This window comes from Stenotrophomonas maltophilia (assembly GCF_006974125.1).
Classification (GTDB): domain Bacteria; phylum Pseudomonadota; class Gammaproteobacteria; order Xanthomonadales; family Xanthomonadaceae; genus Stenotrophomonas; species Stenotrophomonas maltophilia_O.
In genome coordinates this window covers 397,655-418,430 of the sequence record NZ_CP037858.1, presented here as the reverse complement: position 1 = coordinate 418,430, position 20,776 = coordinate 397,655, and the positions used below count along the sequence as shown (strand labels likewise).

The 20,776-nt window shown below is 67.7% G+C and carries 17 protein-coding genes; 9 read left to right on the top strand and 8 right to left on the bottom strand.

Annotated elements, in window-relative coordinates; all coding sequences use genetic code 11:
* Positions 1–25 precede the first annotated feature (25 nt).
* From EZ304_RS01940 to EZ304_RS01920, 5 genes are all read left to right on the top strand, one after another.
* The gene (locus EZ304_RS01940) at positions 26–1,810 is read left to right on the top strand and encodes a DUF2341 domain-containing protein (protein WP_142806110.1); all 1,785 of its coding nucleotides are present in this window, start codon (positions 26–28) and stop codon (positions 1,808–1,810) included.
* A gap of 10 nt (positions 1,811–1,820) precedes the next feature.
* Positions 1,821–2,234, top strand: coding sequence for an ExbD/TolR family protein (locus EZ304_RS01935; RefSeq protein ID WP_005409874.1), 414 nt, complete (start codon positions 1,821–1,823; stop codon positions 2,232–2,234).
* 39 nt (positions 2,235–2,273) lie between these two features.
* On the top strand, positions 2,274–2,939 hold the full coding sequence (locus EZ304_RS01930) for a cell envelope integrity protein TolA (protein ID WP_142806109.1): 666 nt from the start codon (positions 2,274–2,276) through the stop codon (positions 2,937–2,939).
* Between the two features lie 42 nt (positions 2,940–2,981).
* Positions 2,982–4,727, top strand: coding sequence for a putative porin (locus EZ304_RS01925; protein WP_142806108.1), 1,746 nt, complete (start codon positions 2,982–2,984; stop codon positions 4,725–4,727).
* Positions 4,728–4,825: 98 nt separating this feature from the next.
* Positions 4,826–5,155, top strand: a complete 330-nt coding sequence (locus tag EZ304_RS01920) for a hypothetical protein (RefSeq protein ID WP_005409871.1) — start codon at positions 4,826–4,828, stop codon at positions 5,153–5,155.
* Between the two features lie 34 nt (positions 5,156–5,189).
* On the opposite strand, the gene EZ304_RS01915 is transcribed toward EZ304_RS01920, so the two are convergent.
* From EZ304_RS01915 to EZ304_RS01900, 4 genes are all read right to left on the bottom strand, one after another.
* Entirely contained in the window at positions 5,190–5,588 is a 399-nt protein-coding gene (locus EZ304_RS01915; RefSeq protein ID WP_142806107.1) for an OsmC family protein, read from the bottom strand.
* An 84-nt stretch (positions 5,589–5,672) separates the two neighbouring features.
* On the bottom strand, positions 5,673–6,314 hold the full coding sequence (locus tag EZ304_RS01910; protein WP_099554024.1) for a hydrolase: 642 nt from the start codon (positions 6,312–6,314) through the stop codon (positions 5,673–5,675).
* Positions 6,315–6,366: 52 nt separating this feature from the next.
* The gene (locus EZ304_RS01905) at positions 6,367–7,047 is read right to left on the bottom strand and encodes a hydrolase (protein ID WP_142806106.1); all 681 of its coding nucleotides are present in this window, start codon (positions 7,045–7,047) and stop codon (positions 6,367–6,369) included.
* A 72-nt stretch (positions 7,048–7,119) separates the two neighbouring features.
* A complete protein-coding gene (locus EZ304_RS01900; RefSeq protein WP_142806105.1) occupies positions 7,120–7,986 on the bottom strand; it encodes a pirin family protein in 867 nt (288 codons plus the stop codon).
* A 150-nt stretch (positions 7,987–8,136) separates the two neighbouring features.
* Between EZ304_RS01900 and EZ304_RS01895 the strand changes: the two genes are divergently transcribed.
* The gene (locus tag EZ304_RS01895; RefSeq protein ID WP_142806104.1) at positions 8,137–9,063 is read left to right on the top strand and encodes a LysR family transcriptional regulator; all 927 of its coding nucleotides are present in this window, start codon (positions 8,137–8,139) and stop codon (positions 9,061–9,063) included.
* Positions 9,064–9,089: 26 nt separating this feature from the next.
* On the opposite strand, the gene EZ304_RS01890 is transcribed toward EZ304_RS01895, so the two are convergent.
* Genes EZ304_RS01890 through EZ304_RS01875 form a run of 4 tightly spaced genes read right to left on the bottom strand, consistent with a single transcriptional unit; the run spans position 9,090 to position 15,740 of the window.
* Positions 9,090–9,413 carry a DUF2149 domain-containing protein gene (locus EZ304_RS01890; protein ID WP_142806103.1) on the bottom strand — a complete coding sequence of 108 codons (324 nt, stop codon included), beginning with the start codon at positions 9,411–9,413 and terminating at the stop codon, positions 9,090–9,092.
* The gene (locus tag EZ304_RS01885) at positions 9,413–9,889 is read right to left on the bottom strand and encodes a MotA/TolQ/ExbB proton channel family protein (protein ID WP_099554013.1); all 477 of its coding nucleotides are present in this window, start codon (positions 9,887–9,889) and stop codon (positions 9,413–9,415) included. Before EZ304_RS01885 ends, EZ304_RS01890 begins: the two co-directional genes overlap by 1 nt.
* Positions 9,886–13,755, bottom strand: coding sequence for a cobaltochelatase subunit CobN (cobN, locus tag EZ304_RS01880; protein ID WP_428999708.1), 3,870 nt, complete (start codon positions 13,753–13,755; stop codon positions 9,886–9,888). Before cobN ends, EZ304_RS01885 begins: the two co-directional genes overlap by 4 nt.
* A gap of 41 nt (positions 13,756–13,796) precedes the next feature.
* Positions 13,797–15,740, bottom strand: coding sequence for a TonB-dependent receptor domain-containing protein (locus EZ304_RS01875; protein WP_142806101.1), 1,944 nt, complete (start codon positions 15,738–15,740; stop codon positions 13,797–13,799).
* Between the two features lie 185 nt (positions 15,741–15,925).
* Between EZ304_RS01875 and EZ304_RS01870 the strand changes: the two genes are divergently transcribed.
* The 3 genes from EZ304_RS01870 (at position 15,926) to EZ304_RS01860 (ending at position 20,773) form a co-directional block, all read left to right on the top strand.
* The gene (locus EZ304_RS01870; RefSeq protein ID WP_099554007.1) at positions 15,926–16,429 is read left to right on the top strand and encodes an RNA polymerase sigma factor; all 504 of its coding nucleotides are present in this window, start codon (positions 15,926–15,928) and stop codon (positions 16,427–16,429) included.
* An 82-nt stretch (positions 16,430–16,511) separates the two neighbouring features.
* Positions 16,512–17,468, top strand: a complete 957-nt coding sequence (locus EZ304_RS01865; protein WP_142806100.1) for a FecR family protein — start codon at positions 16,512–16,514, stop codon at positions 17,466–17,468.
* A 182-nt stretch (positions 17,469–17,650) separates the two neighbouring features.
* A complete protein-coding gene (locus EZ304_RS01860) occupies positions 17,651–20,773 on the top strand; it encodes a TonB-dependent receptor (RefSeq protein WP_142806099.1) in 3,123 nt (1,040 codons plus the stop codon).
* Positions 20,774–20,776 lie beyond the last annotated feature (3 nt).

Genomic DNA, 20,776 nt, shown 5'->3' with positions numbered 1-20,776 from the left:
CATGCGTTCTCCGGAGACCCTTCGCATGGACCGTTTGCTTTCCCGAGTGTTGTTGCTGCTGGCCGCGCTGGTTGCGCTGCCGGCGGCTGCGGCCGATGCCAATTGGTGGCAGGCCGAATGGAAGTACCGCAAGCCGATCACCGTCGATGCCGGCCCGCAGGGCGCGGGCCTGGCCGGTGACCCCGGCCGCACGCCGCTGCTGCTGCGCCTGCATACCGGCAACTTCGGTTTCGACGGTACCCAGGACGCGGGCAACGACCTGCGCTTTGTCTCGGGTGATGGTCGCACCGTGCTGGCCCACCAGATCGAACAGTTTGATCCCAAGCTTGGCCTCGCGCTGGTCTGGGTGGACGTGCCGGCGGTCAGCGCTGCGGCACCGCAGTTGATCTGGATGTACTACGGCAACGAAAAGGCCCCGGCCAGCGGCAACGGCCAGCAGGTGTTCGATCCGGACTACACGCTGGTCTACCACTTCGCCGAGGCCAATGCGCCGGCACGCGACACCACCGCCTATGGCAACAACGCCGGTGCCGTGGCGCCGCCGTCTGAAGGTTCGGTGATCGGCCGCGGCGTTCAGTTGGGTGCAGGCCCGCTGCCGCTGCCGGCCAGTGCATCGCTTGCACAGGAGGCGGGCGCGCCGCTCACCGTTTCGGCCTGGATCAAGCCGGGCAGCAACAACGCCGCACAGGCCATCTATGCGCGTCGTGACGGTGCGTCCGAACTGGTGCTGGGCATCGAGAACCGGGTGCCGTTCGTGCAGCTCAATGGCCAGCGCAGCACGCCGGCGCAGCCGATTCCGGAAGGGCAGTGGGCGCACGTGGCACTGACCGCGGAGAAGGGCGCGCTGCAGCTGTACCTCAATGGCCGCGTGGTCGCCCAGCTGAGCGGCGAGCTGCCGGCGCTGGGCACCGCCCCGGTGGTGGGCGCCGATGCTCCTGGCGCGGTACAGCCGCTCGCCAATTTCGAGGGCGCGCTGGACGAGCTGCGTATCTCGCGCGTGGCACGACCGGCGGCACTGTTGCTGGCCGATGCCACCGCCCAGGGCGCCGACTCGCGCCTGATCAGCTACGGCGCGGACGAGCAATCCGCCGGGCAGAGCCACTTCGCCTTCATCCTCAAGGCGATGCCGTTCGACGCCTGGGTGGTGGTCGCCATCCTCGGCCTGATGATGCTGCTGTCGTGGGCGATCATGATTGCCAAGGGGCGGCACTTCGGCCGTACCAGCAAGGCCAATGCAGTGTTCACCGAGAGTTTCGGCAAGCTGTCTGGTGTGCCGCTGCGCACCCTGTCCGACATGGACCGCCAGGGCAAGGCACCGACCGCGATGCATGACGGCTCGTTGTGGCGCATCTACCAGGTGGCGATCGATGAAATGCAGCAGCGCCACCAGCGCGACGGCAATAGTGGTTATCTCAGTGGCGCCACCATTGCGGCGATCCGCGCTTCGATGGATGCGGTGATGGTGCGCGAGCAGGAAGCGATGGCGCGGCGGATGAACTGGCTGTCGACCACCATCGAAGGCGCGCCGTACGTGGGCCTGTTCGGTACCGTGATCGGCATCATGCTGGTGTTCGTGGTGGCGGCGATGGCTGGCGCGGTGGACATCAACTCGGTGGCGCCGGGCATGGCCGCGGCGCTGCTGTGTACCGCAGCCGGCCTCGGCGTCGCGATCCCGGCGCTGTTCGGCTACAACTACCTGGGCGCACGCGCCGAAGCGATCGGCGCGGACATGGCGGTGTTCATCGACGAGTTCGCCGCGCGCCTGGCCGAAGAACAGGACGGGCGCGGCCCGGCCGCGGTCCAGGGCTGAGGGGCGCGCCATGGGCCAGAAGGCGAAGTTCGGCATCAAGAAGCGCGAGAAGGGCATCAACGTGACGCCCTTCGTCGACGTGCTGCTGGTGGTGCTGGTGATCTTCATCCTGACCAGCAACGCCTCCATCCCCGGCATCGAGGTCAACCTGCCGAAGGCCAGCAACAGCGTCGCGCTGGAGAAGCCGAAGACCAAGGCGATCACCATCGACCCCAGTGGACAGGTGTTCCTGGATGCCTACCCGGTGACGATGGCCGAACTGGAAGACCGCCTGCGCACCGAACGCGCGACCACGCCGGATTTCCCGGTGATCGTGCGCGGTGATGCGCAGGTGCAGTACGCCCGCGTGGTCGAGGTGCTGGACCTGCTGCGGCGGCTGGAGCTGGCCCAGGTCGGCCTGGTCACCGGCAAGGCGCAGGGCTGAGGCATGACGGCCCATCAACCCCCTCGGCCGGAGCCCGGCATGCGCGGTCGCCCGTTGCTGGTGACCGTCGCGCTGGTGCTGGCCGCGTTGCTGGTGCTCGGCATCGCCGTGTGGTGGATGCTGTTCAAGGACACCGCCAGCACCCGTCGGCCGGTGGTGCAGCCGCCGATGCTGGCACTGCCGCCGCCCCCTCCGCCGCCACCGCCGCCGCCGGAGAAGCCGCCGGAACCGGAAACACCGCCTGAAGAGACGATGCCCGAACCGGAGCCGCTGGATCAGCCGACGCCGGCCGAAGAGCCGACGCCGACGCCGGACAATGCCGATCCGGTGACGATGAACGCCGATGCGCAGGCCGGTGGTGACAACTTCGGCATCCAGTCCGGCAGTGGTGGCGGTTCGTCCGGCGTTGGCCGTGGTGGCGCCGGCAACGCTACCTACGGCCGCTACCTGGGCTACCTGATGCAGCAGGCGATCTCGCGCGACGACAAGGTCAAGCGCCTGGCGTTCCAGCTGCAGGTGAATGTGTGGCTGTCCAACGATGGCCGCCTGGAAAAGGTCGAGCTGGTGCGCGGCAGTGGCAACGAGGAGGCCGACGCGGCCGTGCTCGATGCATTGCGTCGCATCGGCAAGGTCGACCAGGCACCGCCGCCGTCGCTCGATTTTCCCGCTCGCTTGCTGATCCAGGGCCGCCGGCCCGGGGCCTGATTCCCGACCTCCGTGATTTCCCTTCTTTCGATGAGAACCGTGATGAACGACCACGTCCGCGCACGAACCGACTCCCGCCGCCCGCGGCCGGCCCGACGGGCGCTGCTGTGCTGCGCCGTGCTGCTCAGCCTGGCCGCCCCGGCCGGTGCGATGGCCGCCGAAACCACCATGGTCAAGCTGATCAAGGGCCTGATCGCCAGCGGTGCACTGAAACCCGAAGACGGCCAGGCATTGCTGGTGCAGGCCGAGGCCGAAGCAGCGGCCGCCCAGCGCAGTACAGCCGCCGCGCCCTCGACCGCCAGTGGTGGCGTGGCCCTGGAAGCCGGAGACGTGCGTGTGCCCTACGTGCCGCAGAGCGTGCGCGACGGCATCCGTGACGAAGTGCGCCAGGACGTGATGGCGCAGGCCAAGGCCGAGGGCTGGGCGGCACCGAACGAAGTGGCCGAATGGACCAAACGCATCAAGGTCACCGGTGACATGCGCGTGCGCAGCGAGTCGCGCTTCTTCTCCGAACGCAACAGCGACATCGTCAGCAACTGGGCGTCGATCAATTCCGGCAACGGCTTCGACACCAACACCAACACCAACCTGCAGTTGCCGCCGCTGCTGAACACCCGCCAGGACCGCCGCAACCTGTGGCGCATCCGCGCGCGCCTGGGCATCGAGGCCACCATTGGCCAGCACACCACGGCCGGCGTGCGCCTGGCCAGCGGCAGCAGCAATGGCCCGGTGTCGACCACCGAACAGTTGGGCGGCGGCCTGAGCAAGAAGGACGTGTGGCTGGACCAGGCCTGGCTGGCCTACAGCCCGGCCGACTGGGTGACGGTGCGTGGTGGCCGCTTCGGCAATCCGTTCTGGACCAGCGACACGCTGTTCTCCAACGACCTCAACTTCGATGGCCTGGCCGCCAACCTGAAGTACGACTTCAACGGGGGGAACCTCGACCTGTTCGGCAACCTCGCGGTTGTGCCGCTGGAGTACACCTCCGACAGCTCGCCCAGCCAGAGCAAGGTCAAGACCCCGAACGAGAACAAGTGGCTGTCCGGTGCCCAGGTGGGCGTGAACTGGCGCTTCAATGACGACAACGCGCTGCGTGCCGCGCTGGGCTACTACGACTTCAAGAACATCAGCGGCCGCCTGTCCTCAACGTGCTCGTTGTATTCGGGCGCGGTAGGCTGCGACACCGACTGGTCGCGCCCGGCGTTCATGCAGAAGGGCAACACGCTGATGCTGATCCGCAACATCGCGCGCAATCCGGAGGACCCGGCCGGTACGCCGACGCCGCAGTATGTTGGCCTGGCTTCGGCATTCCGCCTGGCCACGCTCAACCTGCGCTGGGATACACAGTTGGCGCAGGGCATCGGTCTGCGCCTGGACGGCGATTACATCCGCAACCTGGCCTACGACAAGCAGGCCATGTTCAGTCGCGCCCAGAACGGCATCGTCAACAACTACGGCGCCGGCGATTCCGTCGGCATCGATACCTTCCGCAGCGGCGACACCGCATGGATGGTGCAGGCCACCTTCGGTGCCACCGACCTGAAGGAGAAGGGCCAGTGGCAGGCGCTGCTGGGCTACAAGCACATCGAGGCCGATGCGCTGCCGGATGCCTACAACGATCCGAACTTCCACCTCGGTGGCACCAACGCCCGCGGCTACTACGTGGGCGGCGCCTACGCGCTGGACGCACGCAGCTGGATCAGCGGCAAGTGGATGGCGGCCAGGGAAGTGTCCGGTGCGCCGCTGTCGATCGATGTCTTCCAGCTGGAGTTCAACACCGGGTTCTGAGTGGCGGGCGTGATGCGGATCACGTAGTGCGTGGCGGGGGCGCAGCGATGCGCCCGTCTAAGGAAAGGAGACCATGCGTTGTTCAAAAGGAGGAATGGATGAGCCGTCGCAAGCTGTTCGAGAGTCCCGAACCGTCCAGCCAGATGCTGGGCGTTGGACCGGCCTATGTTTCCGTGGAAGGCCTGCGCCAGCACCTGGCCGAATTCCTGCTGTATGCAGGCCGGCCGGTGGTGATCATGCGCGGGCGCAGCGAAGTGGGCTATTTCCTGCCGGCGCGCTGCTGGCGCCAGCGTGACGATGATCCGCTGGCGGCCGCCGCCGCCGACCAGCTGCTGGATGCGGCCGGTTTCCAGGCCGAGGATATCCAGCAGGTGGAGCAGGAGTTCAACGCGATGCGCCAGCGCACCGTGCTGCATTCACGGCGCTGAGCCTTATGTAGATCCACGCCATGCGTGGATGGGGTTACGCTGCACTCCCACGTTCACTGGTGATGCGCGCACCTTCGCGCATCACCAGGGTCACCGGGGTCTTTTCCACCACCTCCAGCAACCGCTGCCACTGCGCATCGCTCAGCTCGGCGCTGGCATGCAGTACGCGGTGCACATGGAAGCGACCGTCCGCGTCACGTTCCGAGCGCAGCTCGGCATGGAACTCGCCCAGTTCCCAACCCTTGCGCTGCGCATACATGCGCAGGGTAATGGTGGTGCACGCCGCCAGCGAGGCCAGGTACAGGTCGAACGGTGCGAAACCCTTGCCCTGGCCGCCCAGCGAGGCGGGCTCGTCCGCAGCCACAGCGAATGTGCCATTGCTGACGTGGTGCAGGTAGTTGTCGGCGGTCGAAACAATGCGTGCGTAGGCCATCGCGTTCTCCATCTGTCTGTAGTGTCGAGCCATGCTCGACCAATCCCAACGGCGGCGCCAGCCAGGGCCGACGCCGCCACGCAATCACTCGGTACGATCGTACGAGAACTGGATACCTGCCGTACCACCGGTTTCGATGAAGAGGTTCATGAAGGCCGGCACCGTTTCCGAACGGGCCCAGTCGCGCTGCAGTTCGCAGAACAGCTGCGGCACGCTGATCAGCTGGCCGCCAGCCTGTTCGATGCGGCGCAGTGCTGCATCGTGCGCCGCCAGCGAAGTGCCGCCGACGGCGTCAACCACCACATACACCTCATAGCCTTCCTTCAACGCATCCAGGGCCGGGAAGGTCAGGCAGGCCTCGGTCCACAGCGCGGTCATGATCAGCTTGCGGCGCCCGGTGGCTTCCACCGCCCTGCGGAACTCGACGTCCTCCCAGGCGTTGATGGTGGTGCGGTCGTAGGTGGGGTAGTCACCCAGCACCTTGCGCAGCTGCGGAATCGGCGGCTTGTTCAGGCCGGTTTTGACGTTCACCGTCGAATGCACGATTGGCAGACCATAGGCCACCGCGGCCTTGGCGGTGCCGACGATGTTGTTGACCAGCAGCTGGCGGTCCATCGAGGCGATGGAGTTCACCTGCACCGGCTGGTAGTCGATGATGATGAAGGCGGAATTCTGCGGGGTCAGCAGATGATCGCTGGCCGGGTCGCGGATCGGTTCACTGGACATGGTGGGTCTCCTGTTCGGGGAGTGCCGAGGATCGGCTGGCAACCGGGGCAGCTCAGCTGCGCTGCGAATCCAGCTGTTCGTGGTTCTTCTGCACGTCCTGCGCCTTCAGGTAGCTTTCGATCAGCAGCTGGTAGTTCGGGAAGATCTTCGTGTAGACCTCGGCCCACTGCTGGGCATCGTCGCGGTTCCAGGTGCGCTGGATCTCCGAGGCCACTGCGGCGGTGTCCATCGGCACCACGCCGGCCTGGACCACGCGGGCCAGGGTGATCTCTTCGGCCATCTTCGAGTAGGTACCCGACGCGTCGATGACCGCGAACACCTGGTAGCCATCGGCAACGGCGGCGATCGACGGGAAGGCCATGCACACGCTGGTGATGGTGCCGGCAATGATCAGCTGCTTGCGGCCGGTGGCCTTCACCGCGGCAACGAATTCCGGGTTGTCCCAGGCGTTGATCTCACCCTTGCGCGCCACATACTGGGCATGCGGGGCCGCATCGTGGATCTCCGGGATCAACGGGCCGTTCGGGCCCTGCGGAACAGAGGCGGTGGTGATCACCGGCATCTTTGCCAGCGTGGCCATCCTGGCAAGTGCGGTGGCGTGGGCGCGCACGCTGGTGAACGGCATGTCACCGATGGTCTGGAACAGGCCGCTCTGATGGTCGATCAGCAGCATCGCGGCGTTGTCCGGATCGATCACCGGGCGGGCACCGTTGAAGTTGGCGGGGGTACTCATGGTCAGTCTCCTGGAGAAGGTGGGCGATGGCCCGGAAGGTGCGGCGGGCCGGTGCCCGCCGCATTGAAACGATCAGTGCGCGATCTGGCCGAAACGGCCGCTGTTGAAGTCGTTGACCGCCTGCGCGATCTCGGCCTGGCTGTTCATCACGAACGGTCCATAGCCCACCACCGGCTCGTCGATCGGTTCACCGCTGAGCAGCAGCACGGTGGCGTCGCTGTCGGCGTCGACGAACACGTCCTCGCCGCTGCGGTCGAAGGTGACCAGCTGTGCTTCGCCGACCGGCTGGCCGCCGTTGATCCGCACCGTGCCCTTCAGCACCACCAGCGCCAGCGTGCGGCCATCGGCCACCGGCAGTTCGGCATGGTGGCCCTGCCGCAGGCGGATGTCCCAGACATCCATCGGCGTGTGGGTACGCGCCGGACCGGCGTGGCTGTCGAAGCGGCCGGCGATGACCCGTACGCGGCCGGCGCCATCAGGCAGTTCAACCGAGGGGATCTGTGCGTCGAGCAGGGTCTGGTAGCCCGGTGCACCCATCTTGTCCTGCGCCGGCAGGTTCACCCACAGCTGGACCATGTCCAGCGTGCCGCCCCGCTTGCTGAACTCCGGTGTGTGGAACTCCTCGTGGAGGATGCCGGAGGCCGCGGTCATCCACTGCACGTCACCCGGGCCGATGGTGCCGCCGGCGCCGGTTGAATCGCGGTGGGCAACCTCGCCCTCATAGACGATGGTGACGGTCTCGAATCCGCGATGCGGATGCTGGCCGACGCCACGCGGGGTGTCGCTGGGGGGGAAGTTATAAGGGCCGGCATAGTCCAGCAGCAGGAACGGGCTCAGGTGCTGGCCGTGGGTGTTGTAGGAAAACATCGAGCGGGCGGGGAATCCGTCACCCACCCAGTGCGGGCGGGGGGCGCTGTAGGTACCGGTGACACGCTTCATGGCGATCTCCTGGCCGGGGCTGCCGACCGCTGTTCTTCGTTGGGAAGACGATATCGCCGCGACAATAAGGCCGGTAGACGCCAGTATTTGCCGTCATAGTCCTATCTGGTGAACAATGGTCGCAGGCCATGGGCCGCAGGAGATCGCCCCGTGTTCATCGCAGATATCCGCCGTTGTGACCTCAACGACCTGTTCTACTTCGCCATGGTGGTCGAGCACGGCGGCTTCTCGCAGGCCGGCCGGGCGCTGGCCATGCCGAAGTCGAAACTGAGCCGGCGCATCGCGCTGCTGGAGGAACGACTGGGCGTGCGCCTGATCCAGCGCTCGACCCGGCGTTTTTCGGTCACCGAGGTCGGCCAGGACTACTACCGCCATTGCAAGGCAATGCTGGTCGAGGCCGAGGCGGCCGAAGAAGCGATTGCGATGTCACGTGCGGAGCCGCGCGGCACGATCCGCCTGGCGTGCCCGATCGCGATCCTGCATGCACGCATCGGCACGATGCTGGCCGACTTCCTCGCCCTGCACCCGCAGGTGACGGTGCAGCTGGACGCCACCAACCGACGCGTGGACGTGGTGGGCGAGGGCGTGGACGTGGCGATCCGGGTGCGGCCGCCGCCACTGGAGGACAGCGACCTGGTGGTGCGCGTGCTGGCGCGCCGGGTCTGGTGTACCAGTGCCAGTCCGGCGCTGCTGCAGCGGCTGGGCACGCCGCAGGTGCCGGCCGACCTGGCGATGATGCCCACCGTAGATCTGGCATCGCCCAGCCAGCAGCATGTCTGGGAATACACCGGACCGGACGACGTGCTGGCCAGCGTGCACCATCGCCCGCGACTGGTCAGCGATGACATGATCGCGCTGCGCACCGCCGCGGTGGCCGGGGTGGGCCTGCTGATGCTGCCGCGGATGATGATCAGCGACGAATTGGCCAGTGGCGCGCTGGTGCCCGTGCTGCCGGAGTGGCAACCGAAGTACGGGATCGTGCACGCGGTGTTCCCGTCGCGACGCGGCCTGTTGCCGGCGGTGCGTGCACTGATCGATTACCTCGCCGAACGCTTCGAGGCGCTGGAGGAACCCTAGGTTTTCCATCCACGCATGGCGTGGATCTACTGGACCGGGGTAGCACCCTCGGGCACGTACACCATGCGTCCGTCCGGCAACCGATAGGTCACGCCGGCCTTGAGCCCACCACCCTCGCCGATCTCGCCGGTGGACTGGTAGCGGGTCAGTTCCTCACCCTGCTTGACGGTGATGCGCATGTTGGCCTGCCCGGGGTTCTCGATCACGGTCACGTCCTGGCTGGTGAATGGATTGAGCGGATTGCGCACGATCACGATCATCAGGATGCCGGTGACCACCAGGAACAGGTCGATCAGGTTCACCACCGACAGGATCGGGTCGTCGGCTTCGTCGTCATCCAGGAAGCGCATCAGTTCGCCTCCTGCAAGCGCTCGAACATGCGCAGTTCCTGCAGCAGCCAGCGCCGGCGCACGGTCAGCACCAGATAGGTCAGGCTGGCAGCCACCAGGGCCAGGATCACCGACGAGAAGGCCACCACCATGTTCTCACCCACGCCCTGCGCGTCGCTGCGGGTCAGCGCCAGCAGCGCCGGGCCCATCGGGATCATGGTTGCCACCAGGCCCAGCATCGGCGCAGTGCGCGAGACGATGCGCAGGCCTTCCAGGCGCTTGAGGATATGCAGTTCCAGGTCGTCACTGCTGCCACCGTGGCGGGCCTGCCAGGCCAGCAGCTCGGGCCGGTGGCGGCCGCGCCGGCGCTGCAGGCCTTCCCAAAGGAAGGCGCCGAAGCTGAGGAAGGCGTAGGCCAGCGACAGCAGGATGAGCAGCAGGACCGGAGCGAGGAACAGGTGGGAGAGATCGTAGAGCGTGGATTCAAGCGCGTTCATGCGGAAGCCGTGTTGGAAGGGGAATGGGAAGGGCTGGCGCGCCGAGCGTTGCGGCGTGCCTGCAGCGCGGCGCCTGCGCCAAGCAGGCCCAGCAGCACGGCGAGTGCCCAGTGCGTGGCAGGCGAGTGCGGCGTCGGCGGCGGTACCCGCCGCATCACCTGGCCTCGCACTTTGGGCGCTGGGGTGGCGGCCGGTTCGACGGTGGCGGGTTGTTGGGCAGCGGTGGCGGCAGCAGCGGATGCCGGTGTGGCGGCCGCCGCGCGGCCGAGCCCATAGCCGGCATGTGCCTGCGGCGGTGCCGGTTCCGGCGCTGACGAGGCCTGCAGCTGTTGCAGCCGCGCCTGCAGCTCCGCACGGGTGCGATCATCGGGTTGCCAGTAGCCGCGTGTGATCGCTTCCTGCAGGCGCTCGATCATCTGCACCTGCGCGCTGGCGTTGTGCTGCTCGAACCACTGCGCCAGCCCGAGCTGCCGGCTGTCGCGCACGAAGGTGTCATGCACCGCCTGCCACTTGTCGGCACGGACGGTGTCTGGCGCGGTCACCTGCCAGCCGAACAGGTTGTCGACGTTCTTCAGTACCTCCAGCGTGCCGGCATAGCCTTCGGCCTGCATCGCACCGATCCATTGCGGGTTGAGCGTCTGCGCGCGCAGCTCATCGGCAAGGAAGCGTGCGGTGCTACGCGTGCGCGGTGCCGGTTCGCGCAGGTCGGAGACGTAGAGTGCCGGGCTGGCGCCGTCGAGGTGGCGCACGGCCAGCGCCAGCCCGCCCAGATACTCGAAGGGGTGGTCGGTGCTGAGCAGACCATGGGTGTTGGAGGAGCGCGACAGCACCGCCGCCTGCACACCGCGCAGCTGTTCGGCGAACAGGTTGCCGCCGGGCAGGGTGGTGGCCTGACCGTCACTGCCGTAGCCGTGCTGCAGGCGATCGAGGAAACCGCTGGCCAGCGCCGCATCGTCCTTGCCCGCCGTGCCGCCGCGCGCCAGCACGGCATGATTGAGGCCGCTGCCATATTCGCCCGGCGCATTGCTGAAGATGCGCAGGCGCGACAGCCGTTGCGCCTGCTCCGCAGGGACGCCGTCGCGCTGCAGGCGCTGCTGCACGTCCCGTGCATTGCCGGCAATCGGGTTGCCGGGCGAGGCCGGCATCGCCGCCAGCTGCTCGATGGCGCCAGCCAGCAGTCGCAGGAACGGATCGAACTGGTCGCGGTAGACGCTGGTGGCCTGGATCACCACATCGATGCGCGGGCGTTGTAGTTCCGCGTCGGGCACGATGTCCAGCGCGATCACCTTGCCACCACTGTCCCAGCGTGGGCGCAGGCCCAGCGCGTGCAGCACCTGTGCCTCCAGCACGCCGAGATGGCGGATCGCCTCGCTCGACCACAGGCTGATGGCGAGCTTGCGTGGCAGCTGGCCATCGTGATCATCACGATAGGCCTGCAGCAGCTGCTGCAGGGCCAGCTCGCCAGTGTCGAACGCTGCGCGGGTGGGAATGCGGTCCGGCTCGAACGCAAACAGGTTGCGGCCGCTGCGCAGTTCCGGCGTGCGGATCGGATCGCCGCCGGCGCCGGGCCGCACGAAGCCGCCAGCGAGGCCGTGCAGCAGTGATTCGATCTCCTGCGTATCGGCCAGAGCAGCATCCAATTGCACGGCATGCTGCAGCGCTGCGCGCAGATCGGGGTTGGCGACGCTGCTGATCGGCGCACCTTCGCGCAGATGGTGCAGCAGCGTGCGATAGCCGAGGCCCTGTTGGATCTGCCGGTAGTCCACCGCAGTGGCCTCCATCGGATCCTCGCCCAGCGCTTTCAGATAGTCCGGACCCAGCTGCTGCATCACCATCAGCAGGCGGTGCTCGGGCGAGGCCGGCTGGCCGAAGGTATGCAGCCCCAGTGGCAGGTTGCGCCGGGCGAGTTCATGCAGATGGTCGTGCAGCACCGGCAGGAAGCTGTCGAAGCGCGCCTGCATGTCCACCGCGCTCCAGCCCAGGTCGGCGGCGATGCCACTATCGGTGGCCAGGGTGCGCAGGCGTGCGGCGGTGGCATCACGCACTGGCCCCTGGTCCAGCTGCTGCAGTTCGTGCACCACCGCGTGCAGGTCGCGCAGTTCGTCGTACAGCCCGGACGGTGCGAACGGCGGAGTCTGGTGGCTGACCACCACGGCACGGCCACGGCGCTTGGCCTGGATCGCCTCGCCGACGTTGTCCTGGATGTACGGATAGAACACCGGCAGCTCGCCCACCGCCAGCCACGGATAATCGGCGGCCCACAGGCCGCGATCCTTGCCCGGGGTCCATTCCTGCGTGCCGTGGGTGCCGAAGTGGATCAGCGCGTCGGCCTTCCACTGCTGGCGCAGGTACAGGTACGCCGCCAGGTAGTAGTGGCTCGGCACCGACGCCGTATCGTGGGTGGCCTCGCCCACGCGGCCCGCGCGTGGCGGCTGCGGCATCAGCAGCAGGTTGCCCAGGCGCAGGCGCGGCAGCACGAACACGGCCTGTCCGTGCCGCTGGCGTACCGCGGGGTGGTGTGCAGGATCGCCCCACTGTGCGCGCAGTTCGTTGCGGCGCGAAGCGGGCAGGGTGGCCAGCCAGCGGCGGTAGTCCGCCACCGGCAGGGTATCGGCCAACCCGGCATCGAGCAGCGCGTCCAATCGCTCCGGATGGTAGTAACCACCGAGCAGCGCCTGCAGCTGTTCGATCAGGGTCGTCTCATCCACCGGCTGCGTCGAATACCCGGCCTGTACCAGCCGTGGCAGCAGCGCCTCGATGCTGCGCGGCACGTTGAGATGCGAGGCGGACAGGTTGCGTTCGCCATCCGGCGCATTCCAGAACAGCAGTGCCAGGCGCTTGTCGGCCGCGGCGGTGTGGCGCAGCGCGGCCAGCCGCTGCAGTTTGGCAGCCAGCGCATCGATCTGTTCGGGAATCGGCTGCAGTTCACCGCGCGCATTGGCCGAGACCACGATTGGATCACTGGCGCCCCAGGCTTCGGGCACGGCGACGAAGGTCGCCAGCGTGGCCATCGGGATGCCGGTGTTCGCCGCGCGCCAGTCATCGGCATCACTTTGCCGATGGTTCAGTGTCTGCAGTACCGGCACGTCCAGCGCGGAAAACTCGGTGGCACGCGCGCTGCCGTTCTGCAGATGGGTCAGATTGACCAGCGCATCCACCTCGATGCCGCGCAGCGCCTGCTGCAGGCCGTTGTCGGCGGCGGCGTCGAACCAGACCCCGAACAGCGCAATCCTGCGCGCGCGTCCTGCCTCGATCAGCGCGTCCAGCACCTGGGTCTGCATGCCACTGAGCATGCTGCCGGAGATCAGCACGGCCACCTTCGGCCATGTCGCCTGATCGCGGTGCTGCCACTGCGCCTGCAACGCCTGCGGGGTGTCCAACCACTGGCTGCCGCCCGTGCTGTAGCCGGTGACCGGCAGCACTTGGGGCAGTGGCAGTGCGTCGGTCCCGGCACCGCTGCGCCACGCCTGCAGGTAGGCCGCCAGCGTGCGGATGTTGGCCTCGCCACCGTTGCCGTAGTAACCGGCGATCCTGCGCGCCACCTCGGCGGGCAGGTGGCCGGAGGCCGGTGCACCGCCGCCCACGCGCAGCCACGGCACCTTGCCCTTCTGCAGGGGGCCGTCGACCACCGCCATGACCTGTTCGACATCGGTCGGTCGCGGCGTATCCAGCAGTACCAGGTCGGCGCCTGCCGGCCAGTCAGCGGGCAGCGTGGCCGCCGGGTCCACCACGCGCTGCTGGAAGCGCACCCCTGCGGGCGCGCCCAGCGCATCCAGGCGGGCGATCCTGCCAGGCAACACGAAGCTGCTGCTGACCACCTCCACCCGCAAGGGTTCGGGCTCGGCACGGGCCGATGCGGCAAGCATCAGCCACCCGAGCAGCAGCCATGTCCACCCGCTGCGCATGGTCAGAAGGCCAGTTCGATGCCGGCATGCACGTAGCGGCCGGTTTCCGGGTACGGGTACAGCGCGCCGGTTTCGTCCAGCCGCTTGTCGGCAAGGTTGTCGATGCCGGCCACCACGCTCACCGCCGCGGTCACGCGCCAGCGCGCGTCCAGCGACCACAGCCAGTAGTCGGGCAGGGTCACCTGGCTGCTGCCGGCCACCTGCTGCTGTGGGCCGATGTACTCGCCACGTACCGCAGCCTGCAGCGGTCCGCGCTGCCAGTTCAGCGCAGTTGCACCGCTACGGCGCGGACGCTCCGGCAGCCATTGGTCGGTCTGACGGTCGCGTGGGTCGAGCCAGCTCCAGTTCGCCTCGAAAGACAGGTGCTCACTGATCGGCGCGGTACCGGCCAGCTCGAGGCCACGGATTCGGGCACGGGCCACATTGGTGTAGTTGCGCAGTTCACGGCCGCGCACGCCGCAGGCACGCACGCAGGTGGTCTGGATCAGGTCCTTGAGGTCGTTCTGGAAGGCGGTGGCCTGCAGCGACCAGCGTTGCTGCTGCCAGGCTACCGACAGCTCGGCGCTGGTGTTCTGCTCCGGCTTCAACTGCGGGTTGCCGACAATGGTGAAACGCCCACCGCCGCCTACCGCGGAGTATTCCGGCGACAGCTGCTTCAGGCTCGGCGCCTTGAAGCCGCTGCCGATGCCGCCCTTGATCGTCAGTGCTTCGCTGGCGTGCCACACCGCATAGGCGCGCGGACTGTGGTGCCAGCCGAACTCGGGATGGCGGTCGCCGCGGCTGCCGAACACCAGTGACAGTGCGTCGCTGACCTGGATCTCGTCCTGCACGAACACCGCGCTCTGGTCGGACTGCAGATGGCCGGAGCGCGCACCCGCAGCATCGTCCAGTTCCTGGCGCCGCCATTCGCCGCCGATGCTGACGCGGTGGCGTGCACCCAGTGCAACCGTCGCGCGTGCATCGACGATCTGGTCGGTCAGCTGCTGCGGCCGCGAGGCCTCGCCGCGGTCGCGACGGTTGTCGCGGTCCAGCGTGGCACGGTAGGCACTTGCCCGGGTTTGCCCCCAGTCCCACTCGCCCTGGTGGCTCAACGTGGTCTGGCGGCGACGGATGTCGTCGATGGTCTCGTAGACGTAGGGTGCGGCGCCGGCCTGCAGCGCATGGCGGCGGCGCTCCTCGCTGCCCTGCAGGTGTGACAGGTCGATGCGCTGGTGCGCGTCCGGGGTCCAGGTAAGCACCGCGCGGCCAGTATTGACCCGCCGGCCCTCCTGTTCGTCCAGCCGGTCGTCGGTCGGATCGCGGGTGGCGTCTTTCTGCCGGTGTTCGGCAAACACGCTCAGGCCCAGCGTGCCCGGCAGCAGCGCGCCGCCGGCATAGAAGCCGGCCTGTGCGGTATTGCCGCCGCGGTCACCGCCAACCACACCGGCGTTGTAGACCAGGTTGCCCTGCCAATCGTCGGTGGCGCGGCGGCTGATCACGTTGATCACGCCGCCCAGTGCCTCCGATCCGTACAGCGAGGACATCGGGCCGCGTACCACTTCGATGCGTTCGATCGCGGCGGCAGGCAGCCAGCCCAGATCGAAATCCGAGTGGGCGATGGCATCGGCCGACGCACTGACGCGCTGGCCGTCCAGCAGCACCAGCGTATAGCCCGGATCCATGCCGCGGATGCGGATGCCGCGGCGACCGAAGCCGACCCCGGCCACGGTCACGCCCGGGCTGCCGCGTAGTGCGTCGGCCAGGTCCAGCACCGGCCGCAGCTGGATCTGCTCGCGGGTGATCACGCTGATGGAGGCGGGCGCGTCGCTGGCCAGGCGATCGGTGGCAGTGGCGGTCACCACGATCGGATCCAGCTGCGAAGGGGCTTCGGCCGCCGCTGCCAGTGCGGGCGCCAGGGCAAGGAGGATCGCGCCGGACAGGCAGCGGGCGGGGAGGGAACGGGACATGGGAAGGGGTCGCTACGAATGTGACGATATAACATAGCATCGCCTTCACGAAATCTTCATAGGCCGAAGGTCCTGCCTGTGGCGACGTCGCTGAACGGGGGTGCGGTATCGCGGCCGGACGCCTACAATTCCGGCTCGGACCGTCGCCATCACGCCCATCATTCCCCGGTCCGGCCTTGGCACCTATGTCTCCCAATGCCCTGGCGCTGGTCGAGCTGCTGATCCGCGAGCGCCGTGCGTTGTCTCGCTTCATCGCGCGCTATCTCGACCCGGCCAGTACCGAGGACACCCTGCAGAACCTGTACCTGAAGGCCAGCAGCGTGCCCGGCGATCCGCCCATCCTGGAGCCGCGCGGCTATCTGTACCGGATGGCTTACCACCACGCGCTCAACCGCAGCCAGTCCGACGCCCGCGAGCGGCGTGCGATGGCCGAGTACGCCCTCGACATGGCCGAGGCCAGTCGCGATGGCGAGGCGCAGGCGCTGGACCAGGCGCAGCTGCGCGAGATCACCCAGACCATCCTCGCGCTGCCGGCCCAGGTGCGCGAGTGCTTCGTGCTCAACCGCTACCTGGGCCTGAGTGAGCGCGAAATCGCCGCCCGGCTGGGTATTTCCAAGAGCCTGGTGGGCAAGCATGTGCTGCGCGCGGCGCTGTTGATCCAGCAGCACCAGCAGGGAATGCATCGATGAGCGGCGATTGCCGTGGGCAGATCACGCCCGCCGTTGTCACAACAGGAAGGCGCACCCGTTCGTGGTGCGGCAGGCCACAACCATGACCACGTCCGAACCCTCGCCGCGTCAGGCCAGGCAGGCGTTGCGCTGGGTGATCCAGTGCAGTGCAGGCCCGCTGCCGGAACGCCAGCAACGAACCCTGCAGCGCTGGCTGCAGGCCGATCCCCGCCATGCGCTGGCCTGGCGCCAGCAGCAGGCCTTCTGGCAAGGGTTGGATGCCGCCGGGCCCGACGTGCTGGCCGCGCTGCCCGGGTTGACGGCTGATTGCCAAGGGTTGCGCCCGATCGCACCGCGTCGGCGCCTGCCGTGGCTGCTGGCCAGTGCCGCCGCAGTGGTGCTGATGGTTGCCGCTGCGCCACACGCGCTGCTGCTGGCACGCAGTGACCTGCGCAGCAGCGATGCACCGCGCGTGGTGCAGCTGGAGGACGGCAGCACCGCCGTACTCGATGCGGGCACCGCATTGGCGGTTGAGTTCGATGGCCAGCAGCGGCACCTGCGCCTGCTGCGCGGCCAGGCCTGGTTCCAGGTGGCGCATGAGCAGCGGCCGTTCCAGGTCGAGGTGGCGGGCGGCCTGGTCCGTGACATCGGCACCGCCTTCAGCGTGTCGATGCAGGACACCACGGTCATGACCCGGGTCAGCGAAGGCGCAGTGGACGTGCGCCCCGGCGATGGCAGCGTGCAGCGCCTGCATGCCGGGCAGGCACGGACGTTCCGTGACGGTCGCTGGCTGCAGCCGGTGCAGCTGGAAGATCCCGAGACCCTGGCGCCGTGGCGGCGTGGCGAGATAGTGATCGACGACCGGTCGGCCGCGCAGGCCATCGCCGATCTGGCGCGCTACCGCCGTGCACCGGTGTGGGTACTGGGCGGGCAGGGCGCGGACGTACGGGTCAGTGGCCTGTTCCATCTGCAGCAGCCGGAGACGGCTATTGAAGCGGTGGCCGCACAGGCGGGACTGCGCGTGCAGCACTTGCCCGGTGGCGTGCTGGTGGTGTGGTGAGGTGCCTGCGGCGCAGCGCACGGCCCGCCAGATGAAAAAAACATGAAAAAACCGTGGGCACCCGCAGTGCCCCGCTGTCTATAGAGGTATAGCCAGAGCGAAACACCGTTTCTCCTCAAGCCAGACATGCCACCGGCACCGGATGTGCCCGTGGTTCCGCCACGCTTGAGGAGTTCCTGTCCATGCCGTCCACGGCATCCGCCTGTCATCGTCGCGCCACCGTTCTGGCCCTGGCTGTTTCCACCGCTCTGCTGCCGCTGGCCTGGGTGCCGGCCGTACAGGCGCAACCGGCGATCGTCGCGCCGGTGCGCCAGTACACCATTCCGGAGCAGCCACTGGCTGATGCCGTACGCGCCTTTGGCCGCCAGGCCGATGTGCAGGTGGTGTTCCGCAGCGACCTGGTGGAAGGCCGCCGCTCCAGTGCAGTGAAAGGCGAGTACAGCCAGATGCAGGCGCTGCAGCAGCTGTTGCGCGGCAGCGGCGTGCGTGCCCAGCGCGGCATGGACGGTACCTGGAGCCTGCGGGCCGCAGCGGAGGCGGGTGAGGGGGAAGGGGTGCGGGTGACCGAAACACTGGACGTGGCCGGTCGCCTTCAGTCGGAAGGGGGTGAGGCCCGCGATCGGCGTGGCTACGACGATGTGTTCGCGCTGGACCTGACCACGGCGTATTCGGGGCGCGACCGGGTGGAGCGCTACCGTGGCTCCAATCCGGCCGACGTGGTCAAGGATCTGGTCGGTGTGTTCAGTGGCGATGCGCGCAACAGCGGCGCGCTGGACGTCAACATCCGTGGTATCCAGGGGCCCGGGCGGGTGCCGGTCAGCATCGACGGCGGCGAACAGGCGCTCACGGTCTGGCGCGGCTACAACGGCGTCAGCAACCGCAATTACATCGATCCCAACCTGATTGGTGGCATCCAGGTCATCAAGGGGCCAGGGCTGGTGCGCGATGTGCACAGCGGGATCGGTGGCGCGCTGGTGATCAAGACCATCGACGTCGATGACATCGTCGCTGCCGGCGAGCGCTTCGGCGGGGAGCTGAAGATCGAAGGCAGCAGCAACGCGGTGGCGCCGCGCCTGCCGCGGCTGCACACCGGCGAGGATTACCGCACCGTGCCGGGCTTCCCGCAGGGCTCGCCGAACTCACCCTACGACGACCGCACCCTGGTGGTGCCCGTGAAGTCGCGCAGTGGCAACAATCCCTTCGATGGCGAGGACCAGGCCTGGCGCCTGGCGCTGGGCGTGCGTGGTGACAACGTCGACCTGATGGCTGCCTACGCGTGGCGCAAGCGCGGCAACTACTTCTCCGGGACCAAGGGCAGCGGCTACTACGAACAGGACCGGCGCGAGCAGTTCGAGTACCAGGGCATCGACTACATCACCACGCTGGCGCGCTACTTCAAGCCCGGCGATGAAGTGCCCAACACCTCCAGCGAACAGGAGTCCTGGCTGGTCAAGGGCAGCTGGCAGATCAACGATGACCAGCAGTTGAAGGCGACCTGGCGGCGCACGCTGTCGCACTACGGCGAGATCATGCCGTCGCGCATCCTGTCGGCCCCGGACTACGGTCGCATCCAGTGGCCGCTCAGCCGGGTCGATTCGGACGCGTGGAACCTGGAGTACCGTTTCCAGCCCGCCGGCAGTCGTTGGCTGGACCTGTACGCCAACCTGTGGCGCACGGAAACGGCAAGCGATACCTACACCGCCGGCGGCTTTCCCAACTTCGCGGTGGGTAATCCGGCATGGAATCCGGACGCCAGCCCGATCCTGCGCAACACCGCACTGGCCAATGCACGCAACGACCGCACCGGCCTGATCCTGAGCAACCGCTTCGCGCTGCATTCGACCCTGGACCTGACCGTGGGCGGCAACTGGCAGTACGAGAAACTGGGGTCCGGCGATCCGTACTTCGGCACCACCGATGGCTGGCGCATGTTCCCGCGTGCCGGGCGCCGCCAGGAGGGCGAAGGCTACCTCACCCTGGAGTGGCGGCCGGTCGACTTCCTCACCCTCAATGCAGGCGTGCGCTACAGCCGCTACTGGGCCTTCGACGATTTCCTCGAGGCGCACCCCGAGCTGCTGACCAAGGGCGTAGGTGGCAAGGAAGCGCAGTACACCGTAAACGAGTTGCCGCCGCGTCCGGCCAATCTGCAGGCCCGCATCGACGCTCTGGAAGCACGTCGCGCCGTATGGGAAAAGCGCGGCATGGGCTGGTTCATCGATGACAGCATCCGTGCGTTGCTGGCGCCGTACGAGACGCCGCGTCCGGTCAGGTACACGCGGCCCTGGCTGCCCGATGCCGATGGCAACTACACCCGCGCCGGCAATCCCTGCCTCAATGGCGAAGTGGCGGCCATTCCCGGCGTGCAGCCGGTGTTTGCCGGCAGCGACCAGGTCTGCAGCATCGGCAACAGCGTACAGTCGCAGCGGGTCGATGGTCGCAACAGCCGTCGCCGCGACCACGCCTGGCTGCCGACCTTCTCGGCCACTGCACACCTGTCCCCGGCCGCCCGTGCCTACGTGCGTTACAGCGAAGCGGTGCGCTTCCCGAGCATGTTCGAAAGCACCATCGCCTTCTCCGGCAGCCTCAATCCGCTGCATGCGCTCAAGCCCGAGCACGCCTACAACTACGAGGTGGGCTACGTGCACAACCTGTCAGCCCTGTTCGGCAACACCGCCGATGCCGACGTCAAGCTGGCGTACTACGTGCACAAGACCCGTGACGTGATCGAGCGCGATGGCAACTTCCTGTTCGACAACATCGACAAGCAGACCATCCGTGGCATCGAGCTGCAGGCGCGCTTCGACAACCGGCGCTTCTTCACCGATCTGGGCATCACCCGCACGCTGGAAAACGAGGTGTGTGACGAGAGCATGGCGGTCCTCCTGGACGCGAACCGCGGCCTGGTCCCGAACTGCGTGCAGGATGGTTTCGTCGGTGGTTACCTGCTGACCCAGGCCATTCCCAAGCTGTCGATCAACTGGTCGCTGGGCACGCGCCTGTTCGATGAGCGCCTGGAACTGGGCAGCCGCATCGTGCACTACCAGCGGCACGAGAACCCTGATCTGCAGGCCTACCGTGACCGCCTGCTGAGCGGTGGCAGCGGCCTGCTCTGGCAGAACGTGCCGTTCACCTGGGGAAACATCACCACCGTCGATGCCTATGCGCGCTGGCGCTTCAACGAGCATGCCAGCGTCGAGCTGGTCGGCAGCAACCTCGGCAACCGCTACTACGTCGATCCAGCCACGCGGTCCACGCTGCCGGCCCCGGGTCGCACCCTGAAGCTCGGCGTCACCGCGCGCTTCTGATCT

What these genes read in the sequence shown, in the direction of transcription:
- EZ304_RS01940 (WP_142806110.1), top strand. Translation starts at nt 26, where the DNA reads ATGGACCGTTTGCTTTCCCGAGTGTTGTTGCTGCTGGCCGCGCTGGTT.
- EZ304_RS01935 (WP_005409874.1), top strand. Translation starts at nt 1,821, where the DNA reads ATGGGCCAGAAGGCGAAGTTCGGCATCAAGAAGCGCGAGAAGGGCATC.
- EZ304_RS01930 (WP_142806109.1), top strand. Translation starts at nt 2,274, where the DNA reads ATGCGCGGTCGCCCGTTGCTGGTGACCGTCGCGCTGGTGCTGGCCGCG.
- EZ304_RS01925 (WP_142806108.1), top strand. Translation starts at nt 2,982, where the DNA reads ATGAACGACCACGTCCGCGCACGAACCGACTCCCGCCGCCCGCGGCCG.
- EZ304_RS01920 (WP_005409871.1), top strand. Translation starts at nt 4,826, where the DNA reads ATGAGCCGTCGCAAGCTGTTCGAGAGTCCCGAACCGTCCAGCCAGATG.
- EZ304_RS01915 (WP_142806107.1), bottom strand. Translation starts at nt 5,588, where the DNA reads ATGGCCTACGCACGCATTGTTTCGACCGCCGACAACTACCTGCACCAC.
- EZ304_RS01910 (WP_099554024.1), bottom strand. Translation starts at nt 6,314, where the DNA reads ATGTCCAGTGAACCGATCCGCGACCCGGCCAGCGATCATCTGCTGACC.
- EZ304_RS01905 (WP_142806106.1), bottom strand. Translation starts at nt 7,047, where the DNA reads ATGAGTACCCCCGCCAACTTCAACGGTGCCCGCCCGGTGATCGATCCG.
- EZ304_RS01900 (WP_142806105.1), bottom strand. Translation starts at nt 7,986, where the DNA reads ATGAAGCGTGTCACCGGTACCTACAGCGCCCCCCGCCCGCACTGGGTG.
- EZ304_RS01890 (WP_142806103.1), bottom strand. Translation starts at nt 9,413, where the DNA reads ATGCGCTTCCTGGATGACGACGAAGCCGACGACCCGATCCTGTCGGTG.
- EZ304_RS01885 (WP_099554013.1), bottom strand. Translation starts at nt 9,889, where the DNA reads ATGAACGCGCTTGAATCCACGCTCTACGATCTCTCCCACCTGTTCCTC.
- cobN (WP_428999708.1), bottom strand. Translation starts at nt 13,755, where the DNA reads ATGCTTGCCGCATCGGCCCGTGCCGAGCCCGAACCCTTGCGGGTGGAG.
- EZ304_RS01875 (WP_142806101.1), bottom strand. Translation starts at nt 15,740, where the DNA reads ATGTCCCGTTCCCTCCCCGCCCGCTGCCTGTCCGGCGCGATCCTCCTT.
- EZ304_RS01870 (WP_099554007.1), top strand. Translation starts at nt 15,926, where the DNA reads ATGTCTCCCAATGCCCTGGCGCTGGTCGAGCTGCTGATCCGCGAGCGC.
- EZ304_RS01865 (WP_142806100.1), top strand. Translation starts at nt 16,512, where the DNA reads ATGACCACGTCCGAACCCTCGCCGCGTCAGGCCAGGCAGGCGTTGCGC.
- EZ304_RS01860 (WP_142806099.1), top strand. Translation starts at nt 17,651, where the DNA reads ATGCCGTCCACGGCATCCGCCTGTCATCGTCGCGCCACCGTTCTGGCC.